At 45.2% G+C, this 18,828-nt stretch carries 13 protein-coding genes and 1 tRNA gene; 2 read left to right on the forward strand and 12 right to left on the reverse strand.

Annotated elements, in window-relative coordinates:
- Positions 1-65 precede the first annotated feature (65 nt).
- Together ABH09_RS10065 and ABH09_RS10070 are read left to right on the forward strand one after the other, a co-directional pair.
- The gene (locus ABH09_RS10065; protein ID WP_162664191.1) at positions 66-995 is read left to right on the forward strand and encodes a hypothetical protein; all 930 of its coding nucleotides are present in this window, start codon (positions 66-68) and stop codon (positions 993-995) included.
- Positions 996-1,055: 60 nt separating this feature from the next.
- Positions 1,056-1,128 (forward strand) — tRNA-Phe (locus ABH09_RS10070).
- A gap of 231 nt (positions 1,129-1,359) precedes the next feature.
- Here the strand turns inward: ABH09_RS10070 and ABH09_RS10075 are convergent.
- From ABH09_RS10075 to ABH09_RS10130, 12 genes are all read right to left on the reverse strand, one after another.
- The gene (locus tag ABH09_RS10075) at positions 1,360-2,871 is read right to left on the reverse strand and encodes a carbon starvation CstA family protein (protein ID WP_253714281.1); all 1,512 of its coding nucleotides are present in this window, start codon (positions 2,869-2,871) and stop codon (positions 1,360-1,362) included.
- A gap of 199 nt (positions 2,872-3,070) precedes the next feature.
- Positions 3,071-4,990: a PfkB family carbohydrate kinase gene (locus tag ABH09_RS10080; protein ID WP_253714282.1), complete on the reverse strand. Its 1,920-nt coding sequence runs from the start codon at positions 4,988-4,990 to the stop codon at positions 3,071-3,073.
- On the reverse strand, positions 4,977-5,885 hold the full coding sequence (rbsK, locus tag ABH09_RS10085) for a ribokinase (protein WP_253714283.1): 909 nt from the start codon (positions 5,883-5,885) through the stop codon (positions 4,977-4,979). Before rbsK ends, ABH09_RS10080 begins: the two co-directional genes overlap by 14 nt.
- 19 nt (positions 5,886-5,904) lie before the next feature.
- The gene (locus ABH09_RS10090; protein ID WP_253714284.1) at positions 5,905-6,840 is read right to left on the reverse strand and encodes a nucleoside hydrolase; all 936 of its coding nucleotides are present in this window, start codon (positions 6,838-6,840) and stop codon (positions 5,905-5,907) included.
- A gap of 20 nt (positions 6,841-6,860) precedes the next feature.
- Positions 6,861-7,775, reverse strand: a complete 915-nt coding sequence (locus ABH09_RS10095; protein WP_253714285.1) for an ABC transporter permease — start codon at positions 7,773-7,775, stop codon at positions 6,861-6,863.
- Positions 7,768-8,844, reverse strand: coding sequence for an ABC transporter permease (locus tag ABH09_RS10100; protein ID WP_253714286.1), 1,077 nt, complete (start codon positions 8,842-8,844; stop codon positions 7,768-7,770). Before ABH09_RS10100 ends, ABH09_RS10095 begins: the two co-directional genes overlap by 8 nt.
- Positions 8,841-10,406, reverse strand: a complete 1,566-nt coding sequence (locus tag ABH09_RS10105; RefSeq protein WP_253714287.1) for an ABC transporter ATP-binding protein — start codon at positions 10,404-10,406, stop codon at positions 8,841-8,843. The genes ABH09_RS10100 and ABH09_RS10105 overlap by 4 nt, the downstream gene beginning before the upstream one ends.
- Positions 10,407-10,505: 99 nt before the next feature.
- Positions 10,506-11,585: a BMP family ABC transporter substrate-binding protein gene (locus tag ABH09_RS10110; RefSeq protein ID WP_253714288.1), complete on the reverse strand. Its 1,080-nt coding sequence runs from the start codon at positions 11,583-11,585 to the stop codon at positions 10,506-10,508.
- A complete protein-coding gene (locus tag ABH09_RS10115) occupies positions 11,582-12,973 on the reverse strand; it encodes an ADP-ribosylglycohydrolase family protein (protein WP_253714289.1) in 1,392 nt (463 codons plus the stop codon). The genes ABH09_RS10110 and ABH09_RS10115 overlap by 4 nt, the downstream gene beginning before the upstream one ends.
- A gap of 502 nt (positions 12,974-13,475) precedes the next feature.
- Complete coding sequence (gene gap, locus ABH09_RS10120) at positions 13,476-14,525, reverse strand: type I glyceraldehyde-3-phosphate dehydrogenase (RefSeq protein WP_253714290.1); 1,050 nt, start codon at positions 14,523-14,525, stop codon at positions 13,476-13,478.
- A 176-nt stretch (positions 14,526-14,701) separates the two neighbouring features.
- Positions 14,702-17,365: a polynucleotide kinase-phosphatase gene (locus ABH09_RS10125; RefSeq protein ID WP_253714291.1), complete on the reverse strand. Its 2,664-nt coding sequence runs from the start codon at positions 17,363-17,365 to the stop codon at positions 14,702-14,704.
- A complete protein-coding gene (locus ABH09_RS10130; RefSeq protein WP_253714292.1) occupies positions 17,355-18,803 on the reverse strand; it encodes a 3' terminal RNA ribose 2'-O-methyltransferase Hen1 in 1,449 nt (482 codons plus the stop codon). Before ABH09_RS10130 ends, ABH09_RS10125 begins: the two co-directional genes overlap by 11 nt.
- Between the last annotated feature and the right edge of the window lie 25 nt (positions 18,804-18,828).

The following is an 18,828-nucleotide window of genomic DNA, read 5'->3' on the forward strand; positions in this document are numbered from 1 at the left end:
TAATAATTTATGAATAATAAAGTACCTCTAATAAGAAATATAACATTTAATAGGAAATGCAAAATATGAAAGACAAAAAAACTGAATTGGAACTTAAAAAAGTAGCTATGCCCATTCCAGCCAAACGACGATTCGGCGATAGAAAAGAAGGAAGACGTATCCGTTCGGTAGAGCCTATGACGGTAGTGGCTCCCTTTATTATGCCATCAAGAATAGGATCACAAAATTTATTTCAAGACAGCATCAATGTAGCGGCAATTGAACATTTCGTGCATAAAAAGAGGGCAGAAGGCCTTACCGGTTTCGGTATTATGCATGTAGTGATCGCTGCCTATGTACGAACTATATCTCAACGGCCGGGAATTAACCGATTTTTAAGTGGATTACGGCTTTATGCTCGCCATAATATAGAAGTTGTTATGGCTGTCAAGAAAGAGATGACGCTGGAAGCCGAAGAAACAATGATGAAGTTTTTCTTTGACCGAAGTGCAACCGTTACTGATGTATATAACGAGATGACCCATAAAATAGATGAATATCGAAATACGCGGAAAGAAAAAGAGAGTGCTTTTGATAAAATCGCACGTAAACTTGGATTTATGCCGAATTTTCAATTACGTGCAGCGATCGCGTTTCTGAACTGGCTCGATTTCCACAACTTGTTACCGGAAAGATTGAGACTGCTCAGTCCTTTTCACTGTTCTGTTGTATTCTCTTCTATGGGATCATTAGGTATCCGTCCTATATTTCACCATTTGTACAATTTCGGTAATGCCCCCGTATTTATTACTTTTAGTGCAATGCGGAGATCACAAGAAATTACGCGAGATGGCACGGTTACTAACATACGGAACCTCGACCTTACTGTTACAACCGATGAGCGCATCTGCGACGGATTTTACTATGCATCCGCTTTCCATGAATTGCATAAATATTTAGAGGAACCTGAATTGCTTGAACAGCCGCCCGAAAAGATTATCTACGATATAGAATAAAGCTGTACATGGATACTTGACACATGTAAAAAAATCGGATATAAATTCTTTATTATTTTTGCCGTTGTAGCTCAGTCGGTAGAGCAAAGGACTGAAAATCCTTGTGTCGACAGTTCGATTCTGTCCGACGGCATTATTCTTTTCCTGTCTTTAGTTTGCTTTTAATAACTGCTTATTTTTAATCTCTATTCTTCAATATAAATAATACGGATATGTAAAAGCTGCTCGGTATTAGATCCCCAAAAGACTTCAGTTTTTTAGCGATTTTCACAAATGTGTATATGCTGTAAAAGAACGTGTGACAGATTACCGGCGTGATGAAGAAGCCGTCACTTCTGTTAAGGCGGCTTCTTCATCATATTATTTAATTACTATGATGCGCACGTCCGATAATAATCTTCCGTTGACTTTCAAGGCTCTGTTGAGGCCGCATATAAATTCTCGTCATAAAGATGATAAAGAATACCGCTGCAACGACAATACCGACGACATACGAAATCGTAATTCCCTGCATGCCGAGCCGAACCAGATTGAAACACTCCGGCGCATACATCAGATAGGTAACGGAAACAGCCGACATAAAGGTAGCAGGAATAACCGCGATCCAGCAGCGATTCCGGTTAGGATAGTTTGTCGCAAGGTAAGCGCCGCCCGTCCATAAAACAATCATCGCAAGCGTTTGATTTGACCATGAGAAATAGCGCCACACAACGTTGTAGTTGATAAGCGAAATGCAGTATCCGACCAGCAGTAGCGGCACCGCGATTGAAAGCCGTACCTTCAATTTCTTTTCGTCGAGTTTAAACCAGTCAAAAATAATCATACGAGCACTGCGGAACGCGGTATCGCCCGAAGTAATAGGACACGCAATAACGCCGACCATAGCGATTGCACCGCCGACCGTCCCAAGAAGGCCGGTACAGATGGAGTAAACCGATTTTGAATTACCACCGCCGATGTCGAGGAGAGCTTTAAGGCCGGTACCTGATCCGTCTTTGTTCCAAAAGAACGCGATTGCTGCCGACGCCCATACCATTGCGATGATACCTTCGGCAACCATTGCGCCGTAAAAAACCCAGCGTCCCTCTTTTTCATTCTTTAACGTACGCGAAACAATGGGAGACTGCGTTGCGTGGAAGCCTGAAATAGCGCCACACGCTACCGTAATAAACATCAACGGCCAAATAGGGCGCTGGTGTGCACTTGGGTAGAGGTTTTCGAGTGTCAGTTCCATCATAGGGCGGGTTCCGCTATTCAGCATTGTTGCAATCGAAACGCCGACAGCCATTAAAATAAGGAAAATGCCGAAAATCGGATAGAATCGCGCAATAACCTTATCGACTGGAAGAAGGGTCGCAAGGAAATAGTATACAAGGATGATAATTGTCCACACTTTTACATTCAGCCATTCCGGGGTCAGCAGCGCAAGCAATCCCGCCGGCCCCACCATAAATACGACACCGACCATAACGAGCAGCACCAAGCCGAATACACGCATGATATTCTGCATGGTATGACCTAAGTATTTACCGGTTATTTCGGTAATACTGGCGCCGTCATTACGTACTGAGAGCATACCGGAAAGATAATCGTGTACACCTCCGGCGAGCAACGTACCGCCGACAATCCAAAGATAAACGCTTGGTCCCCACAAAGCGCCGGAGATTGCGCCGAAGATCGGCCCTAAACCGGCAATATTCAAAAGCTGGATTAAAAAAGCTTTCGGTTTTGAAATCGGCACATAGTCTATTCCGTCAGGATTAGCCATAGCCGGAGTCCGATTGGCTTCATTCGGACTAAACACTTTTTCTACAAATGTACCGTACACTAAGTAACCGACAATGAGTGCTGCAATACACAGCAAAAACGTTACCATAAAGAGTACCCTCCTGTGAATTGGATTTATGAATGACCCGTGAGCTTGCATTACTATTGAGTCATTACATATAAAGTATAAATCCGTTTTTCTCGCTTGTAAATAAAAAAAGAAGAAAATATAATCCAAATATAAATCCCACACCGATCCGTTTTCATCCACCTTAATTCCTACACAGCTTCCGCCATAATCCGCCGGCCTATATACAACACTGCTCCAGTGTCGCTCTATCGATTAAAGATGGAACAACCCCTACCCGCGTTGTCGAAAATCCGGCGGCATAAAGTGCATACGGCAATGCGTCAGACAAGCTTTTTTGTTCGGATAAAAAGACGGCCAATGCCGCAATAAAGGCATCGGCAGCTCCGGTTGTATCGATGGGTTTAAATATATCGACAGCTGGGAACCATCGCTCGTATTCGGAAGTTCGTACATAACAGCCATCGCTGTCGAGCGTTACGATAACCGTCTTGACGCCTTTTTTCAAAAACCATGCGGCTTTTTCTTCCAATGTTCCGGCAATGGGACACAGTCTGTATAATTCTTTACGGTTCGGAATAAAATAATCCAGTTCCGGTAAAAGTTCTTCCGCTATTTCTTTTACGGCGGAAGGTTTCAGCATAATTGCAACGTTATATTTTCGTGCGGTTTCAATCGTCTTTTTAACTGCTTCCATAGGTATTTCGGTTTGCAACAAACAAAAAACTGCATCGGTAAAGAGCTGTTCGCTGCGGTATATTGAATCTGCAGAAATCGTTTCATTAGCACCGCCGTATAATACGATACCGCTTTCTCCATCACCTTGGATATGAATATAGGCTTTACCGGTAGAATGCTCTTCGTCTACATGCACAGCCGTTGCATCAATGCCGTTATCATGTAAGAGGTTCAAAATCATATCACCATCAAAGTCCCTTCCGACATTGCCGACCAGCGACACCTTGGCACCGAGTTTCGCCGCACCGACCGCTTGATTTATCCCCTTGCCGCCCGGTATTATCGAAACACTTTCAGCAGAAATACTTTCTCCGGTCTGAGGATAATTGTTTACGGTAAGCAAGATATCCATATTGATACTGCCTACAACGATGATTCGTTTTTTGCGCAAGGGTGCAGGCAGATCAATGCTTTTGTAATGATTACAAGTAAATACTTCGGTATATGCCGGTATATCCGTTGCTTTCTTTTCGATTTTATCTATTAAATACCGGCATACAAAGACTCCGAAATGAAATAAGGAAAGCGGAATCGCCGATATGGGCGGAAAGGGTTTGATATATTCCGCATCGTCGATACAGATAACGGAAAGATCCTGCGGTATCCGGAATTTATGTACCGTTGCATACTCATACGCCGTTACCGCCGTATCCCAATCACAGCAAATAAGCGCAGAACAATTATGTACCGAAAGCGCTTCCTGAACATTTTTACATTCAACATATAAACAATGGTGATCGAATAGACACCGCTCAACGCCTTGCCGTATTGCACATTCTTGCATATCGGTTCCGTCATACACACAGCGTATTTTCGTATGCCCCAATTGTAACAATATATCTGCTGCGGTATATCCTGCTTTTTGGTAGTCATAGAATATACCGTTGGAACCGACAGCATTGGTATTCAGCGCTAGAAACGGAATACCGCGTTTATGCAACACCGCAGCAGCTCCAGTTCTATTGCATACTGTCGCCGCCGTTCCGACACTATCACCTTCTGCAACAATACCGGAAGTATCATTTTCTGCAGCAACTTCGACGGGTTCCCATAGAGCCGCTTCTACCCTATTCTTACATAAGGCGGCGATGTGTTTTGATTCGCTTTCCGCAGAAGTAGAAAGACACACCTGCACTTGGTACCCTTGCCGCTCCGCTTCATGCAAAAAACCGTTTGAGATCGATTGCCGTTTTTTTATGCCCGACAGTACAAGCCCTAATAAAAAGCTTTTTGAATTCGTATTATTTTTAATAAAATCATAGGGAGTGTACCGGTATTCCTTAACGATTTTAAGCACTCGTTCGCGCGTTTCAAGCTTTATCCCTTTATCCTTTCCGTTGATAATTTTTGAAACCGTCGAAACGGAAACACCGGCAAGCTCGGCTATATCATTTATCGTCAAAGGGTACCTCTGCCGCCGAGGGGATTGAGGTTTGCGCTCCCTTACGGGTAACAACAATTGCTGCGACCTCAGTTGCATAACGGACGGCCTGCAGTAGCGAAGAACCGGACGCAAGCCGAACCGCAAGCGCAGCTGTAAAAGAATCACCGGCGGCTGTCGTATCGACAACGGGAACGGAACGAGCAGGTACAAGATGCTTTCCCTCCGATTCGGAATTTACAAAAGCACCTTTTTCGCCGAGTGTAACAATGACATTCTTTACACCTTTTGTACGCAGCATATCGGAAGCGCTTTCATAGTCCGAAACATCTTTGCCTGTCAGTAATGAGAGTTCCGTCTCGTTCGGCTTGATAATATCAATGTATGCATAGAGTTCGGAATGAAATAGTTTCGGTGCAGGAGCGGGATCAAGAATAAATGTCTTGCCTAATTCTTTTGCCCTGCGGGCGGCGTACAGTACCGTTTGTATCGGTATTTCCAGCTGACACAATATGATATCACAGCTATGCAGCAAATCGTCGTTATCGGCGATATCTTTTTCGGACAGTGTTTTATTAGCACCGGGAACAACAACAATACTGTTATCGCCCGCATCGTTTACCGTTATCCACGCAAGTCCTGTTGCGCAATCAGTGCGTACTAAAAGGCGGGAAACATCCACGCCTACAGACTGTAAGCTCTTCTTTTCGATTTCAGCATAGCGGTCTACGCCGACCGCTCCGAACATAACCGTTTGCGCACCTAACGAACCAGCTGCGTATGCTTGGTTTGCTCCTTTTCCGCCCGGTATCATATCGACAGTTTCCGCTAAAATCGTTTCGCCTGCTACCGGTATATGCGGAACACGAACTACCATATCGGCATTTAAACTGCCGATAACCAATATCTTTTTCATATTCATGCTTCCTGTTATTTTATGTATACGCCATACAGCATTGCTCAAGCAGCCGGACAAAACCTTCTCGATCGATATCCATACAAGCTGTAACATTCGGTTTTGGTCTGTTATTATTTACCCGCTTATCTGCAAGCGTCATACCGGCGGTATACTTTCCTTGCGTCTCGATAACAACATAGTAATCGCATACTTTAAACAACTCAGGTTTGATCAAATACGCAATAGTACACGCATCGTGGATAGGTGCGCCTTGGAATCCCAAATCAGAGTGAAAGCGGCCGAAGAAATCGAGCAACTCTGCAACCAGCACGGCAACCCGTTTTTTGGATTTACGCAGTCTTTCTATTTCTTCCGAAAAGATCATCGCTTTTTCGGTTACATCAAGTCCGCACATCACAATGGGAATACCGCATGAAAATACAATATGTGCCGCTTCGGGATCGACAAGAATATTAAATTCCGCTGCAGATGACCAATTACCGTGATCGATACCGCCGCCCATTAAACATATCTGCTTGAGATTTTTTTTCACATCGGGATATGCTAACAGCAAAATTGCAAGATTCGTCAGGGGGCCTGTTACAACAAACGTTACCGGTTCGGGGCTTTCAGAGATAAGCCGGCGGTGCAGTTCCCATGCGGATTCAGGCACACCGGTAAAATCCGTCTCCGGCAGAACCGGTCCATCCAACCCTGATTCACCGTGCACACTCGGTGCAACTTCCAATCTTCTGACGAGCGGATACGATGCCCCTTTTGCAAGCGGCGGAGCTTTTCCTAAAAACGAAATAATCTTGCGTGCATTAGTATATGTTTTTTCAACGGTTTGATTACCGGCGCTGACACTGACCCCCAACACTTTGAGCTTTTCGGATGCAAACGCCATGATCAATGCTATTGCATCATCATGCCCGGGATCGCAGTCAATTATAATCGGTATTTTATTGTCCATAGTTTTCTCCTTTAAGCAATTTACGCTTTCCTACCGCGCTTCCGCCATGCTGAAAATACAATCAGTCCGATAACGGTTGAAATATAGGGAACGGTTTTTATGAATTCGTCAGGGATGCTCATCGCCGCTAATACATTCGACAAGGCATCGGCAAAGCCGAAAAACAAGGCTGCAAACATCGTCGGCACCGGAGCCAACCGTCCCATTGCCGCAGCAGCCAACGCAATAAAACCGCGCCCCGCTACCATGCCTTTTGTAAAGGTACTCATGTATGCCATCGAAAGGAATACCCCGCCTAACGATGCCAAAAATCCGCTGATAAGCAATGCGATAACTCTGGTCTTACGAATGGGTATCCCGACGGATTCAGCTGCATCGGGATTTTCGCCTACGCAGCGAATGTGCATACCAAGCTTTGTTTTATACAGCAAAAACCAGACGGCAAATACCATAAAGAACGCAATGTATGTCAACACGTTTTGCCCCGACAGAATGCTGCCTAACACGGGAATAGCGGCGATACCCGGTATAACCACTTTAGGAAACACCAGTGAAACTAAGGAAGATGTACTGCCTTTATCGTGAATCAGTACATACATAATAAATACCGTTCCGCCTGCGGCCAATGTGTTTAACGCAATACCGGATAAAATGATGTCGGTTTTTAGATACAGCGCAAAGTAAGCTAGTAACACAGCAATTAATAAACCGCCGCCTAACGCAATTAAAAAGCCTATAAACAAACTGCCGGTTAAGCCGGTCCCCAGCGCTCCGAATGCCGCGGCAAAAAGCATAATGCCTTCCAATGCTATATTTGATGCACCTGAATTTTCCGCAACAACCGAAGCTTGTGCGGCAAACAATAGCGGAGTCGTAACACGCAAAACGGAATAAGCAAACTCCGCAGTTAAAATATAACTCAAAAAGTTATCCATCTAAGCCGCTCTCCTGTTGCATTTTAATGAGTGCTTTTTGCCGCCATTTACTTAAAAAGGCCTGAGCTGCGGCAAGCATTATAATAACACCTTGAATGATTGAAACCATTTCTGCAGTAACGTCCGTAGATGTCGCCATCTTATCGGCACCGATTTTTAAATACGCCAAAAAGAAAGCAGCAATCGGAATATAGTGCGGTTTATTTTTTGCAAGAATAGCGACAACGATACCGTCAAACCCGTACCCCGGCAAGCTTTGCCATTGGAACCGGTCATACATTCCCAATACCTCAACCGAACCGCCGACGCCCGCGATAAAACCGCCGATAAGCTGTGAGTATGCGATAATTGCCGTCGTGTTTAAGCCGGCATAACGGGCAAAGCGGATATTCCTTCCGGTTTGCATCAGACGATACCCCCATGCCGTACGGCGGATAAACAATACGGTCAGCACTACTACGGCGCACAATATCAACAGTCCGAAGTGCAATCGCATTCCGGGAATAAGACGTGCCAATTTTGCATTGGCAGGAATCAGGTACGTCGCCATAAATCCTGCCGACGGATCTTTAAAGGTCGTATTGGCAAAATATTTGGTTATGTAAAAGAATACATAATTCAACATTAAAGACGAAACCAACTCATTTGCATTCCATCGCTGCTTTAAAAAAGCCGGAACCCAGCAAACGACAGCACCGCATAACCCGCCGATAATAATCGATACAAGCGGTGCAATAACAGGAGGCAGCGGTATAAGCAATGCGGTAAATACTGCAGCGGCGCCACTCACATAAAACGCCCCTTCCGCACCCATATTAAACATATCTGCGCTGAACATAACGGCAACTGCAAGACCGGTAAAACTGAGCGGAATACATAACTCAAGTACGTTACCGAAACGGCGTGCCGATTCAAGCGGCCCTAAAAAGAGCTTTGAAAAAGCGAGCAGCGGTTCTTTACTGACAAATAAAATAATAAGAAACGATAAGAGCACCGCAATGCCGATCGCTGCAGCAAACCGTATCAATTCAAATCTTTTTTCAAATGAAAGGCGTCCTATTAATTTCATCGTAAACATCCTGCAAGTTCGTGTGCACCTTGCTTTTTTAAGCCGAGCATATACTCTCCCAACTCAGTTTCGCTAACCATACCGGCATCCGGAAAATATGCTGTAATTTCACCGCCGTACATTACAACCAAACTGTCGCTTATTTCCAGAATCTCCGCCAAATCTGCCGAATTCACCAAAATAGCAGCACCGTTATCGCGCATTTCAATAATCTTTTGATGAATAAACTTTGCAGCGCCGATATCAACACCTCTTGTCGGTTGATCTGCGATAATACATCCTGCCGAGGTTGAAAATTCGCGTGCAATAATAACCTTTTGCATATTTCCACCGCTCAGCATTTTTACCGGCACATCGGCACTTTTTGTTTTAATCATAAATTGGTTGATAAGCGTATCAGCCCATTGTTTTATTTCATTCTTCTTTAGAATGCCCTTATGTACAAAGCGCTCATCTTCCGTAAAGACGGCAAATAAATTTTCTTGAATGGAAGCAGTTACCGCCGTTCCTACTTTTATTCTATCCTGCGGTATATAGGAGATACCTTCTTTTCTGATTGCAGCAATACTGCGCGATGTTATATCTTTACCGTTTAACATTACGCTCCCTTCAGTACAGTGCTGCAATCCGGTTATGGTATCGATCAACTCTTTTTGCCCGTTTCCTTCAACACCGACAATACCGAGAATTTTCCCTGCAGGTAAATCAAAACTCACATGCTTGAGTATGGGACGTCCGGCATCATCATCCATACATACATCCCGCAATTTTAAGACGGTCTCTCCGGGAACGCTTGGTTGTTTTTCTATTTCCCAATGTATATTTTTACCGACCATAAGGTTCGATATTTCTTTTTCAGAAATTTCTCCGGCGGAATACACGCCGACGGAAGTACCGTTACGCAATACGGTTATCCTTTCGCATATTTCTTTAACTTCATTTAATTTATGACTGATAAATATAATCGTACATCCCGAATTCCGCAGCTCTTTTAATTCAACAAATAATTCTTCCGTTTCTTGCGGAGTTAATACAGCGGTCGGTTCATCCAAAATTAAAATGCGCGCACCTTTATATAACGCCTTCAGAATTTCTACTTTCTGGCGCGTCCCTATGGGCAAATTTTTAATCTTTTCTTTCGGGTCAATAACAAAATGATATTGATTGATAATTTCTTGAGCCTGTTCATTCATGAGTTTTTCACGAAGCAACGGGCCTTTTCCGGGTTCCATTCCAAGGCATATATTTTCTGCAACACTCATCGATTCGACAAGCATAAAATGCTGATGTACCATACCGAATCCGTGACGAATAGCGTCAAGCGGGGATTTGATATGCAATTCGTTTCCATTATATAAAATCGTACCTTCAGTCGGTTGCTCAATACCGAATAATATTTTCATCAAGGTACTTTTACCGGCACCGTTCTCACCGACAAGCGCATGAATTTCTCCGGCACGAACCGAAAAATTGACATGCCTATTAGCCGTAACACCGTTAGGATATATTTTTGAAATATCCTTCATTACTAAAATATCATCTGCCGTACTTTCAACATTCATTCGGATAGTCTCCGCATAAGCACAGAAAGTGAGGCCGGGGATTCCCAAAAAGTTAGTTATGTTCGAGACATCCCCAGCTTCCGTGCAATGCTTTTTTAATTATGGGCGAGCGGAATCGATATATGCTGTTATATCGGCTTGCTTCATACCGAATGCTGTCTTAACTGCAATCTTTCCATTTCTGATTTGGGTTTCATACTCGGAAATATGCTTGCGAACTTCGGCAGGAACTTTCGCCTGATACACTTCATTATCTGCAAGACCGACGCAACCTTCATTTATTCCCAATGCGACACGTTTGCCCCATACCAGTGTATTGCTTTGTATTTCTTTCATTGCAAGATACATGGACTTATCAACGCGTTTCAGCATCGAAGAGATAATGAGGTTTGATAAAACGGGATCGGTCTGCTTGTACAGCATAGCCTGATCGCTATCCACCCCGATAATGAATTTATTCTTTTCCTTTGCAGCCTGCAGCGCACCTTCTCCGGCATTCGATGCGCAAACAAATATAATGTCGGCACCCATCTGATACTGTGTCAACGCAAGTTCTTTTGCTTTTGCAGAATCGCTGAAATTTCCGACAAAAGAAGAAATGATTTTAATATCGGGAGAAACGGTTTTTGCACCTTGTATAAAACCGACTAAGAAATCGAGGATAACGGTATTATCCATACCGCCGATAAACCCGATTTTCTTCCCCTTTGTCATTTCCGCGGCAAGTACGCCTGCAAGGAAGGAACCTTCATTCTGCTTGTATTCTATCGAATAGGTATTTTTAAACAGCCCCGCAGAATCGGAAGCATAATCCATTGCCGTATCGTAGACGATAATTTTTTGATTCGGATAATCTTTTGTTATCTTTGATACAAGCGCCTGCATTTGCCACGTTCCGCAAAAAATAATATCGTGCTTTTCATCACAAAGATCACGCAATGCAGGTTCCCATTTTGAGTCATCATACCCGACTTCAACCACCTTGGTTTTGCAATGCAGTTCATTTGCGATCATCTTCATACCGTTGTTTGCGGAATCATGGAAAGACTTATCTCCAAGGTTTCCATTGATGATCAGCGCGACACTCGGTTCCTTTGAACCGCTGTTCTCTTTTGCACCGAAAGCAAACATAGACATGCCTAACAGTACAAACAGACTGACAGAAAGAATCTTTTTCATACATCCTCCAATTGTTTTACGACCGATACGGTCTTGTTAATAAGTTCTTGCAAACTTACCGTTTTATTTCCCCGTAAATAGGTTATAATTTCATCGCCAAAAGGATCCGTCCAGTGATCTTCGATTCCCTTTGTGCCTAATTTTGCACCGAGCGCAGCTCCCAGCTGTGCAGCATTACAATCGACATCTTGTCCACACATTGCGATATAGTGCATGACATCATTAAAATTATCTTTGCCGAAATACAACGCAACTACTTCTGCCGCTGCATTCGGATACGCATGGATCCAATTATACCGCTTGTATTTTTCTTCGCATGCCGCCCATGCCTCATAAAAATCCTGCTTTTTCATACACTGTGCCAATGCAAAGTGAAGCACAGAGGCATATTCCGAATCCCGTGGAATGCAGGAAACGGCTTTTTCCAAACATCTCCGCATAGGATCTTCCCCGTATGCAAGGCTGACCAAAACAGCGTTAAACACCTCTCCGAGAATTCCATTCCCGTGGTGCGAAATTTCCGCGTCGCGCCATGCAAGCAGTGCAGCCTTACGCGGATTTAACGGAGCTACCTGACCGCACACGGCACCCCGCATTTGTGCACCGATCCATTCACGGTAGGGATTCCTAAACAGACCGCTTTCCGGAGGATACATCCCTCTACGTAAATTATCCAATGCAACCTGTTCGGCAGACCAACCGCAGGGAATTAACTCCAGCCATTGATCGGCAATATCAGCACTTGTCGGCATCCCCTGTGCTTTAAAGCATGCTTCCAGAAATGCGATCTCGTACGTTATATCATCGTTGTAAGTATTCGGCTTACGCACATACGTATGGATTTCGCCGAATTTTTTCTTTAGCTGTGCCGTCGTATATCCTTCAAGCGCCGTTCCAAAACCACCACCGCATAAACGGCCAAGCCACGCGGCCTTTGTTTTATCGTACAATACTGCATTCGACAGTGTTTCCGTTTCTGCTGCGGGAAACGCAATTGCTTTTTCATATTCGTCGAAACTTTGATAGAGCGTACTTTTCCAATAGTCGCTTGCAGTATCGCTCGGACACATAAAAAGGATATTAAATATGCGGGCAGTAATCCGCTGCAGCGTCTTCATATCATTCCGTTTTAGTGCATCAAGCCCTTCAGGAATCAACTCCTCTGCGGCACTCACATCGCACCCCAGCGCTTCTATGGACTGAACCGCGGCAATCACCACACTTTCAGGAGCATGAGAGCCGGGCACATGACTTGCCCACTGCACACGGAGCAGATTGTCCACCTGCTTTTCAGCGGCATTCGACGCCTCCCATGTTTGCTCGTCTTCCGATAGCACCACCGGAACGGCATTTTTTGTTAAATCGTAAATATATTCCCACGCTTTCATATCATCCTCACATCGAATCTAATTTTATGAAAACGTTTTTAGAAAACATTTTCATAACTTTACATACAGGATACACCCCAAAATTCCATCTGTCAAATGTTTTTTTACAAAGTATAGAATTATCGGACACTATTTTATTCGTGTGGAGGATTTAATACCCACCGTTTCTCGGCAGCGCTCTGCGTCGGAGTTGTTGATTTACGGCGTTTCATAATTTAAAATCATTGGCGCTTGTTTTATCGCTGAGTTCATAAGAGTGGGTTTTGGACAGATATCTCTAAAAACTAGACCTATTCGATAACTGCGTTTTCGAATAGATCGACGAGTTCTAAATCGCGCAAATAGCACGATTTAGAACATCGCATTTCAAGGTAACCTGTTCAGAAACGGAAGTTTCCGAACAGGTTTACTCATCGAGTTTTTAGAGATGCCCAACAATAATGAGAAAGGATAAATCAGCACTGCAAAAACACGCATTCATTTCTGCAGTACTGCAGAAAAATTATTTATTCATAAATTTGAGCAGGTCGATAACGCGGTTGGAATATCCCCACTCGTTATCATACCATGACACTACTTTAAAGAAGCGCTTTTCGCCCGGGAGGTTATTCTGGAGCGTTGCCTTGCTGTCATAGATGGAAGATCGTTTGTCGTGAATAATATCGGTGGAAACGATGTCTTCGTTGCAATAGCCTAAAATCCCCTTCATATAGGTTTCGGAAGCTTTCTTGAATGCTGCATCCAACTCTTCAATAGAGGTATCTTTTGTTGCACGGAAGGTTAAATCGACAACCGAACCGGTGGGAGTCGGTACGCGGAATGACATACCGGTCAGCTTGCCCTTTGTTGAAGGTAATACTTCGCCGACAGCTTTAGCAGCGCCGGTCGTAGACGGGATAATATTGATAGCAGCTGCCCGTCCGCCGCGCCAGTCTTTCATCGAAACACCGTCAACGGTTTTCTGTGTTGCGGTATAAGAGTGGATCGTTGTCATCAATCCCGTTTCAATTCCGAAACCTTCTTTTAAAATGACATGAACAAGAGGTGCCAAACAGTTGGTGGTGCAGCTTGCATTGGAAACAACGTGATGTTTTGCAGGATCATATTCATTTTCGTTTACACCCATAACGATGGTTTTAATGGGCTTTGCGGCGTCAGCGCTTTTACCAGGCGCGGAAATAATAACCTTCTTTGCACCTGCTTCCAAATGGCCGTAGGCTTTTTCGTTTGTGTACAAGCCGGTGCTTTCGATAACGAGATCGATGCCTAATTCCTTCCACGGAAGCTGAGCAGGGGTTAAGCCCTTGCCGGAGACGCATTTGATTTCATGCCCGTTAATCACCAGTACATCATCGCCTTTTGTACCGATTTCGGCATTCATCTTGCCCTGTACGGAATCATATTTAAGCTGATAGGCAAAATACTTTGCATCGGTTGAAAGATCGACAACCGCAACGACATCAAATTTATCCTTTCCAAGCAAATTCTGTTCAACCAATGCCTGGAACACAAGCCGACCGATTCTGCCGAATCCGTTAATAGCTACTTTCATGTTTATCTCCTTAAAATAGTGGAACACACCGGAGAAAAGCCTTTAAATAATACTGCGGCTATTCTTTGTGTTCTATAACTCTTTTTTTAACTGTAAATAAAAAGAGTACGGTTGTCAATATTATCCATACGAGGGTTTAAGCTCCCGACACTTTGCGTCGGAGATGTCGATTGTGTTTACAGCCGCGGGTCGGTCGGCTCACTTTCCATAGCAAGTACGCCGAATGCACTTTCGTGAATACGCCGGAGCGGTTCTTTCCGTACAAAGCGTTCGAGCGCTTCGATACCGAGGGCGAACTCCCGGAGGGCAAGGCTCCGCTTTTTTGCAAGTCCCCGTTTTTTAAGCCGGGTAAGGTTTTCCGGCTTGCAATATTCCGGCCCGTAGATAATCCGGAGATATTCTTTCCCGCGGCATTTTACGGCAGGCTGCAAAAGCATACCGTCCGTACCATAAGCGGTAAATTGATACGGCTTTACCACCATTCCTTCGCCGCCCTTACCTGTAAGCTCAAGCCACCACCTTACCGCATCGGCAATTTCCGCCTCATTGTCCAAATGCACTATTTTATACGGCGTTAGCTTAAAAAGCGTGGAATCCGCATGGCATATCTCGGCGATCTGTTCCATGTGCCATTGGTGGGTTTTATCGGCATGAACAGCTCCCTCCGTTGCTAAAATATGGAACGGCGCAAGTTTGTAATCATCAATGCCGGTAACCTCCCAGCAATAGGCGCGGTATGCGGAAACAAATTTTTCCGCTGCCTGCTTTTTCTCTGCAAAGGTATGCAGCATCTCGTGAGCGCCTTCTATACCGCGCTGTGCCGTTACACGCAGCATGGCTTCCGCTTCCGCAAGTGCATTGAGCGCCGCTGATCCCGTTGCTGCATACTGCGCCTGAATAAGGCTTTGCGCCTTTACCGACCACGGCATCAGTTCTGCATCCAGACACACCCAATCGGTCTGATGCTTTTCCCAAAAGCCTGAGCGGGTAAGCCCATCCCGTACCTTTGTTAGAAACGCTTGTTCGGTTTCCGGTTCGTTAAAGAAATTCCGCCCCGTGCGGGTATAACAGATACCAAAGCCTTCCCCGGTAATGCCGAATCGGTGCGCTGCGGTTTGTTCATCTTTGCAGATAACGAGTACCGCACGGGAACCCATGTGCTTTTCTTCGCAAACCACCGCTTGAACCCCGCGGCTTTTGTAATAGCCGATTGCTTCGGCGGGATATTCCAAGAAGCCGTCGAGTGCGCTTGTTTCGCAGGGAGACATGGTAGGCGGCAGGTAGATAAGCCACTTGGGGTTTACTGCAAACCTGCTCACCGCTTCAAGGGCAGCGATGGAGTTTTCTTGCCGAATCAAAATGTTGTGTTTCAGCCGTGTTTGAACAATCCGCCGCCCCGTTACGTCTTCTATATCGAGCACATCATCATCTTGCTGCTGCAATGACATGATCGTATTGTGTGCAGTGTTGCTGCTTGCAGGTTCAACCCTATTCATCGCTGTAGTTGCCGCGACTTCGTGTATCAGTGCGCTTCCTGTTCCGCAGCATTCAGCCTCAAGCGGCTTTACCGGTTCGCAGTACATTGTGTGCGCCGGTACCGAAACGAGTTCCTCTTCGGGGTAGCGCAGCGCGGTGAGGGAGCCGCCGGAGACACAGCCTGTGTCAATATCAATGGTGTTGTTCAGCCATTGTGCGGATGGCACAGGGGTGTGCCCGTACACAACCTTTGCACGTCCGCGGTATTCCGCTGCCCAGTTGTACCGCACCGGTAAGCCGAACTCATCCGTTTCTCCGGTAGTTTCTCCATACAGACAGAACGAGCGTACCGCTCCCGAACCGCGTCCCTGCATCTCCTCTTTGAGCCCCGCATGGGCAACCACGAGCTTGCCTGAATCCAACACATAGTGACTGACAAGCCCGTACAAAAATTCTTTTACATCGTTCTTGAATGCATCGGGTTCACCTTCAAGCTGCCGGAGTGTTTCAGCCAAGCCGTGTTTTTCCTGCACTGCTTTTCCGGTGAGTTTTTTGTGGAGCTTCATATCATGGTTGCCCGGAACACAGAGCGCTGTACCGCTTCTGACCATGCTCATAACCAGTTTGAGTACGGCGGGCGATGCGGGGCCTCGGTCAATCAAATCACCTAAAAAAATGACCGTGCGGTTTTCAAGATGACTGACTTTTAACCCGTAGTTAGTGCCGTCATCTGCTATTTCTTCTATTATATAGCGGAGTTTTTGCAGCAGCTCAATCAACTCTTCGTAACAGCCGTGTACATCCCCGATAATATCGAAGGGGCCATGCAGTTCAGCCTTATCGTTATAGAGCTTCTCCCGCACAATCGCGGGCACGTTATTGACCTCTTCTTCCGACCGGAATGTGTAGAGTTTTTTAAAGCCTTCTTTTTTTATACTTTTGAGGGAACGCTTTAAATCCTGCAGCTGCCGCCGGATAACATGAGGCGGAACGTTCCGGTCTGTGCGTTGTTGATTTCTCGTTTCGCATAACTCCTGCGGCATATCAAAGACGATAGCAACAGGCAGTACGTGAAAAGAACGGGCAATGCTGATGAGCTTTTTCCGTGCATCAGGCTGAATATTTGTCGCATCCGCAACCGTGAGTAAGCCTTTTTTCAACCGCATCGAAATAATATAATAGAACAGTTCAAAGGCATCGTTTGAGGCTGCCTGATTATTTTCATCATTGGAAACGATACCGCGGCACGCATCCGACGAAACGGTTTCATACTGGGCGAAATGTTTTTTAGCAAAGCTGCTCTTGCCTGAGCCGGAAGCACCCACGAGCAGTACTAAGGCTGTTTTTGGTATTCTAATTTCCATACGTAAATACCGCCATCTGAGACGGCGCTCCTATGTTTTCTTCTTCTTCACCGACTGGGAAAAATGCAACCGTATAATTATTTTCACGCGCAACCCGTTCCGCCCATGCTGCAAATTCCGATCGAGTCCATTCAAACCGGTGATCGCTGTGCCGCACTTTTCCTGCTGAAAGATTTTCGTACCGTACATTGTATTCCCGGTTCGGCGTAGTCAGCACAATGGTCTGAGGCTTTGCGTAGGTAAACAGAGATTTTTCCAACGCAGGCAAGCGGTTGGGATCGAGGTGTTCTATTACCTCAACAACGGCTGCAGCATCAAACCCGCTGAACCGTTTATCCCGATAGGTCAGTGAACTTTGAAAGAGCGAAAGCCGCTCGCACTGCTTTTCAGGCATTTCGTTCCAGTGGAGTTTGTCTTGGCTTTTTTCTAATTCCGAATACGAAACATCAGTGCCGGCAATCCGGGTAAACTGCTTTTCTTTCAAGAGTAGTCTGAGCAGCTTGCCGTCGCCGCAGCCTAAATCAATAACGCTTGCAGCCCCGCTCTGCTTTAATTTTTCTGTGACAAGTTTGAGCCGTATGTCATGGAGCCGCTCTTTTTTTACTTTTTGCAGCTGAGTGTGAGCGGCAGCAGTATCTTCTATTTTCGTAAGTTCATCTTGCTCAGCCTCATTATCAGTGTCGGGTATGATGCCGTCTTCCACTGCCTGCAGTACTTCAAAGGCGGAACGCACCAGCGATTTTAGGTTGATTAAATACCGCGAAACAATAATTTCCCGTTCAGGGTGCTGCTCAAGCCAGCCCTTGCCCTTTTGCAGCAATTTTTCAACTTCATTCTGTGTGATAAAATAGTGCTTTTCATTATCCAAAACAGGAATGAGCACATAGAGATGCGACAGCAATTCTTTCAGCGACAGGGTATTTTTGAGCGTCAGGGTAAAATACTTTCCGTAGCCCCATTCGGAAAATTGCGTGTCGAGCAGGTGCCGTTCTGCTTCAACTGTGTACCCGAGCGGTTCAAAAAGCCGTTTAATCAACAGTTCACCGCCCCGCGGCGCCGGCAGCACGGAAATTTTTGCGGTTAAGGCAAGCGGCATATCGATAAATTCAGGATACTCTTTACAGCTACCGTTCATCGCACTCGAAAACGCCTTTGAAATTGCGCTGCTCATAAAAGAAGACGCAACATACGGCCGGTCGTTGACATACTGCCCCAGTAAAAAATCTTTCCCGGCAAAATTCTTTGCGTTGCGTACCATCCCGATGGGATCAATATCCAAAAGGAGAGCTGCTGTCACTTTTTCTTTTTCACACTCCGGATAAAATATATATGCAGCACCGACTGACAGCTCAACCTGCTGTAATTTATCGGGATGCTTGTGCAGCAAAAAGCTTAAAGCTGCGGCATTTTCTCCTTCCGCCGTTATGGTTAATAACATAGACACTCCGTTTTATCGACATAGG

Source organism: Treponema sp. OMZ 803, assembly GCF_024181165.1.
Taxonomy (GTDB): domain Bacteria; phylum Spirochaetota; class Spirochaetia; order Treponematales; family Treponemataceae; genus Treponema.

What these genes read in the sequence shown, in the direction of transcription:
- ABH09_RS10065 (WP_162664191.1), top strand. Translation starts at nt 66, where the DNA reads ATGAAAGACAAAAAAACTGAATTGGAACTTAAAAAAGTAGCTATGCCC.
- ABH09_RS10075 (WP_253714281.1), bottom strand. Translation starts at nt 2,871, where the DNA reads ATGGTAACGTTTTTGCTGTGTATTGCAGCACTCATTGTCGGTTACTTA.
- rbsK (WP_253714283.1), bottom strand. Translation starts at nt 5,885, where the DNA reads ATGAAAAAGATATTGGTTATCGGCAGTTTAAATGCCGATATGGTAGTT.
- ABH09_RS10090 (WP_253714284.1), bottom strand. Translation starts at nt 6,840, where the DNA reads ATGGACAATAAAATACCGATTATAATTGACTGCGATCCCGGGCATGAT.
- ABH09_RS10095 (WP_253714285.1), bottom strand. Translation starts at nt 7,775, where the DNA reads ATGGATAACTTTTTGAGTTATATTTTAACTGCGGAGTTTGCTTATTCC.
- ABH09_RS10100 (WP_253714286.1), bottom strand. Translation starts at nt 8,844, where the DNA reads ATGAAATTAATAGGACGCCTTTCATTTGAAAAAAGATTTGAATTGATA.
- ABH09_RS10105 (WP_253714287.1), bottom strand. Translation starts at nt 10,406, where the DNA reads ATGAATGTTGAAAGTACGGCAGATGATATTTTAGTAATGAAGGATATT.
- ABH09_RS10110 (WP_253714288.1), bottom strand. Translation starts at nt 11,585, where the DNA reads ATGAAAAAGATTCTTTCTGTCAGTCTGTTTGTACTGTTAGGCATGTCT.
- ABH09_RS10115 (WP_253714289.1), bottom strand. Translation starts at nt 12,973, where the DNA reads ATGAAAGCGTGGGAATATATTTACGATTTAACAAAAAATGCCGTTCCG.
- gap (WP_253714290.1), bottom strand. Translation starts at nt 14,525, where the DNA reads ATGAAAGTAGCTATTAACGGATTCGGCAGAATCGGTCGGCTTGTGTTC.
- ABH09_RS10125 (WP_253714291.1), bottom strand. Translation starts at nt 17,365, where the DNA reads ATGGAAATTAGAATACCAAAAACAGCCTTAGTACTGCTCGTGGGTGCT.
- ABH09_RS10130 (WP_253714292.1), bottom strand. Translation starts at nt 18,803, where the DNA reads ATGTTATTAACCATAACGGCGGAAGGAGAAAATGCCGCAGCTTTAAGC.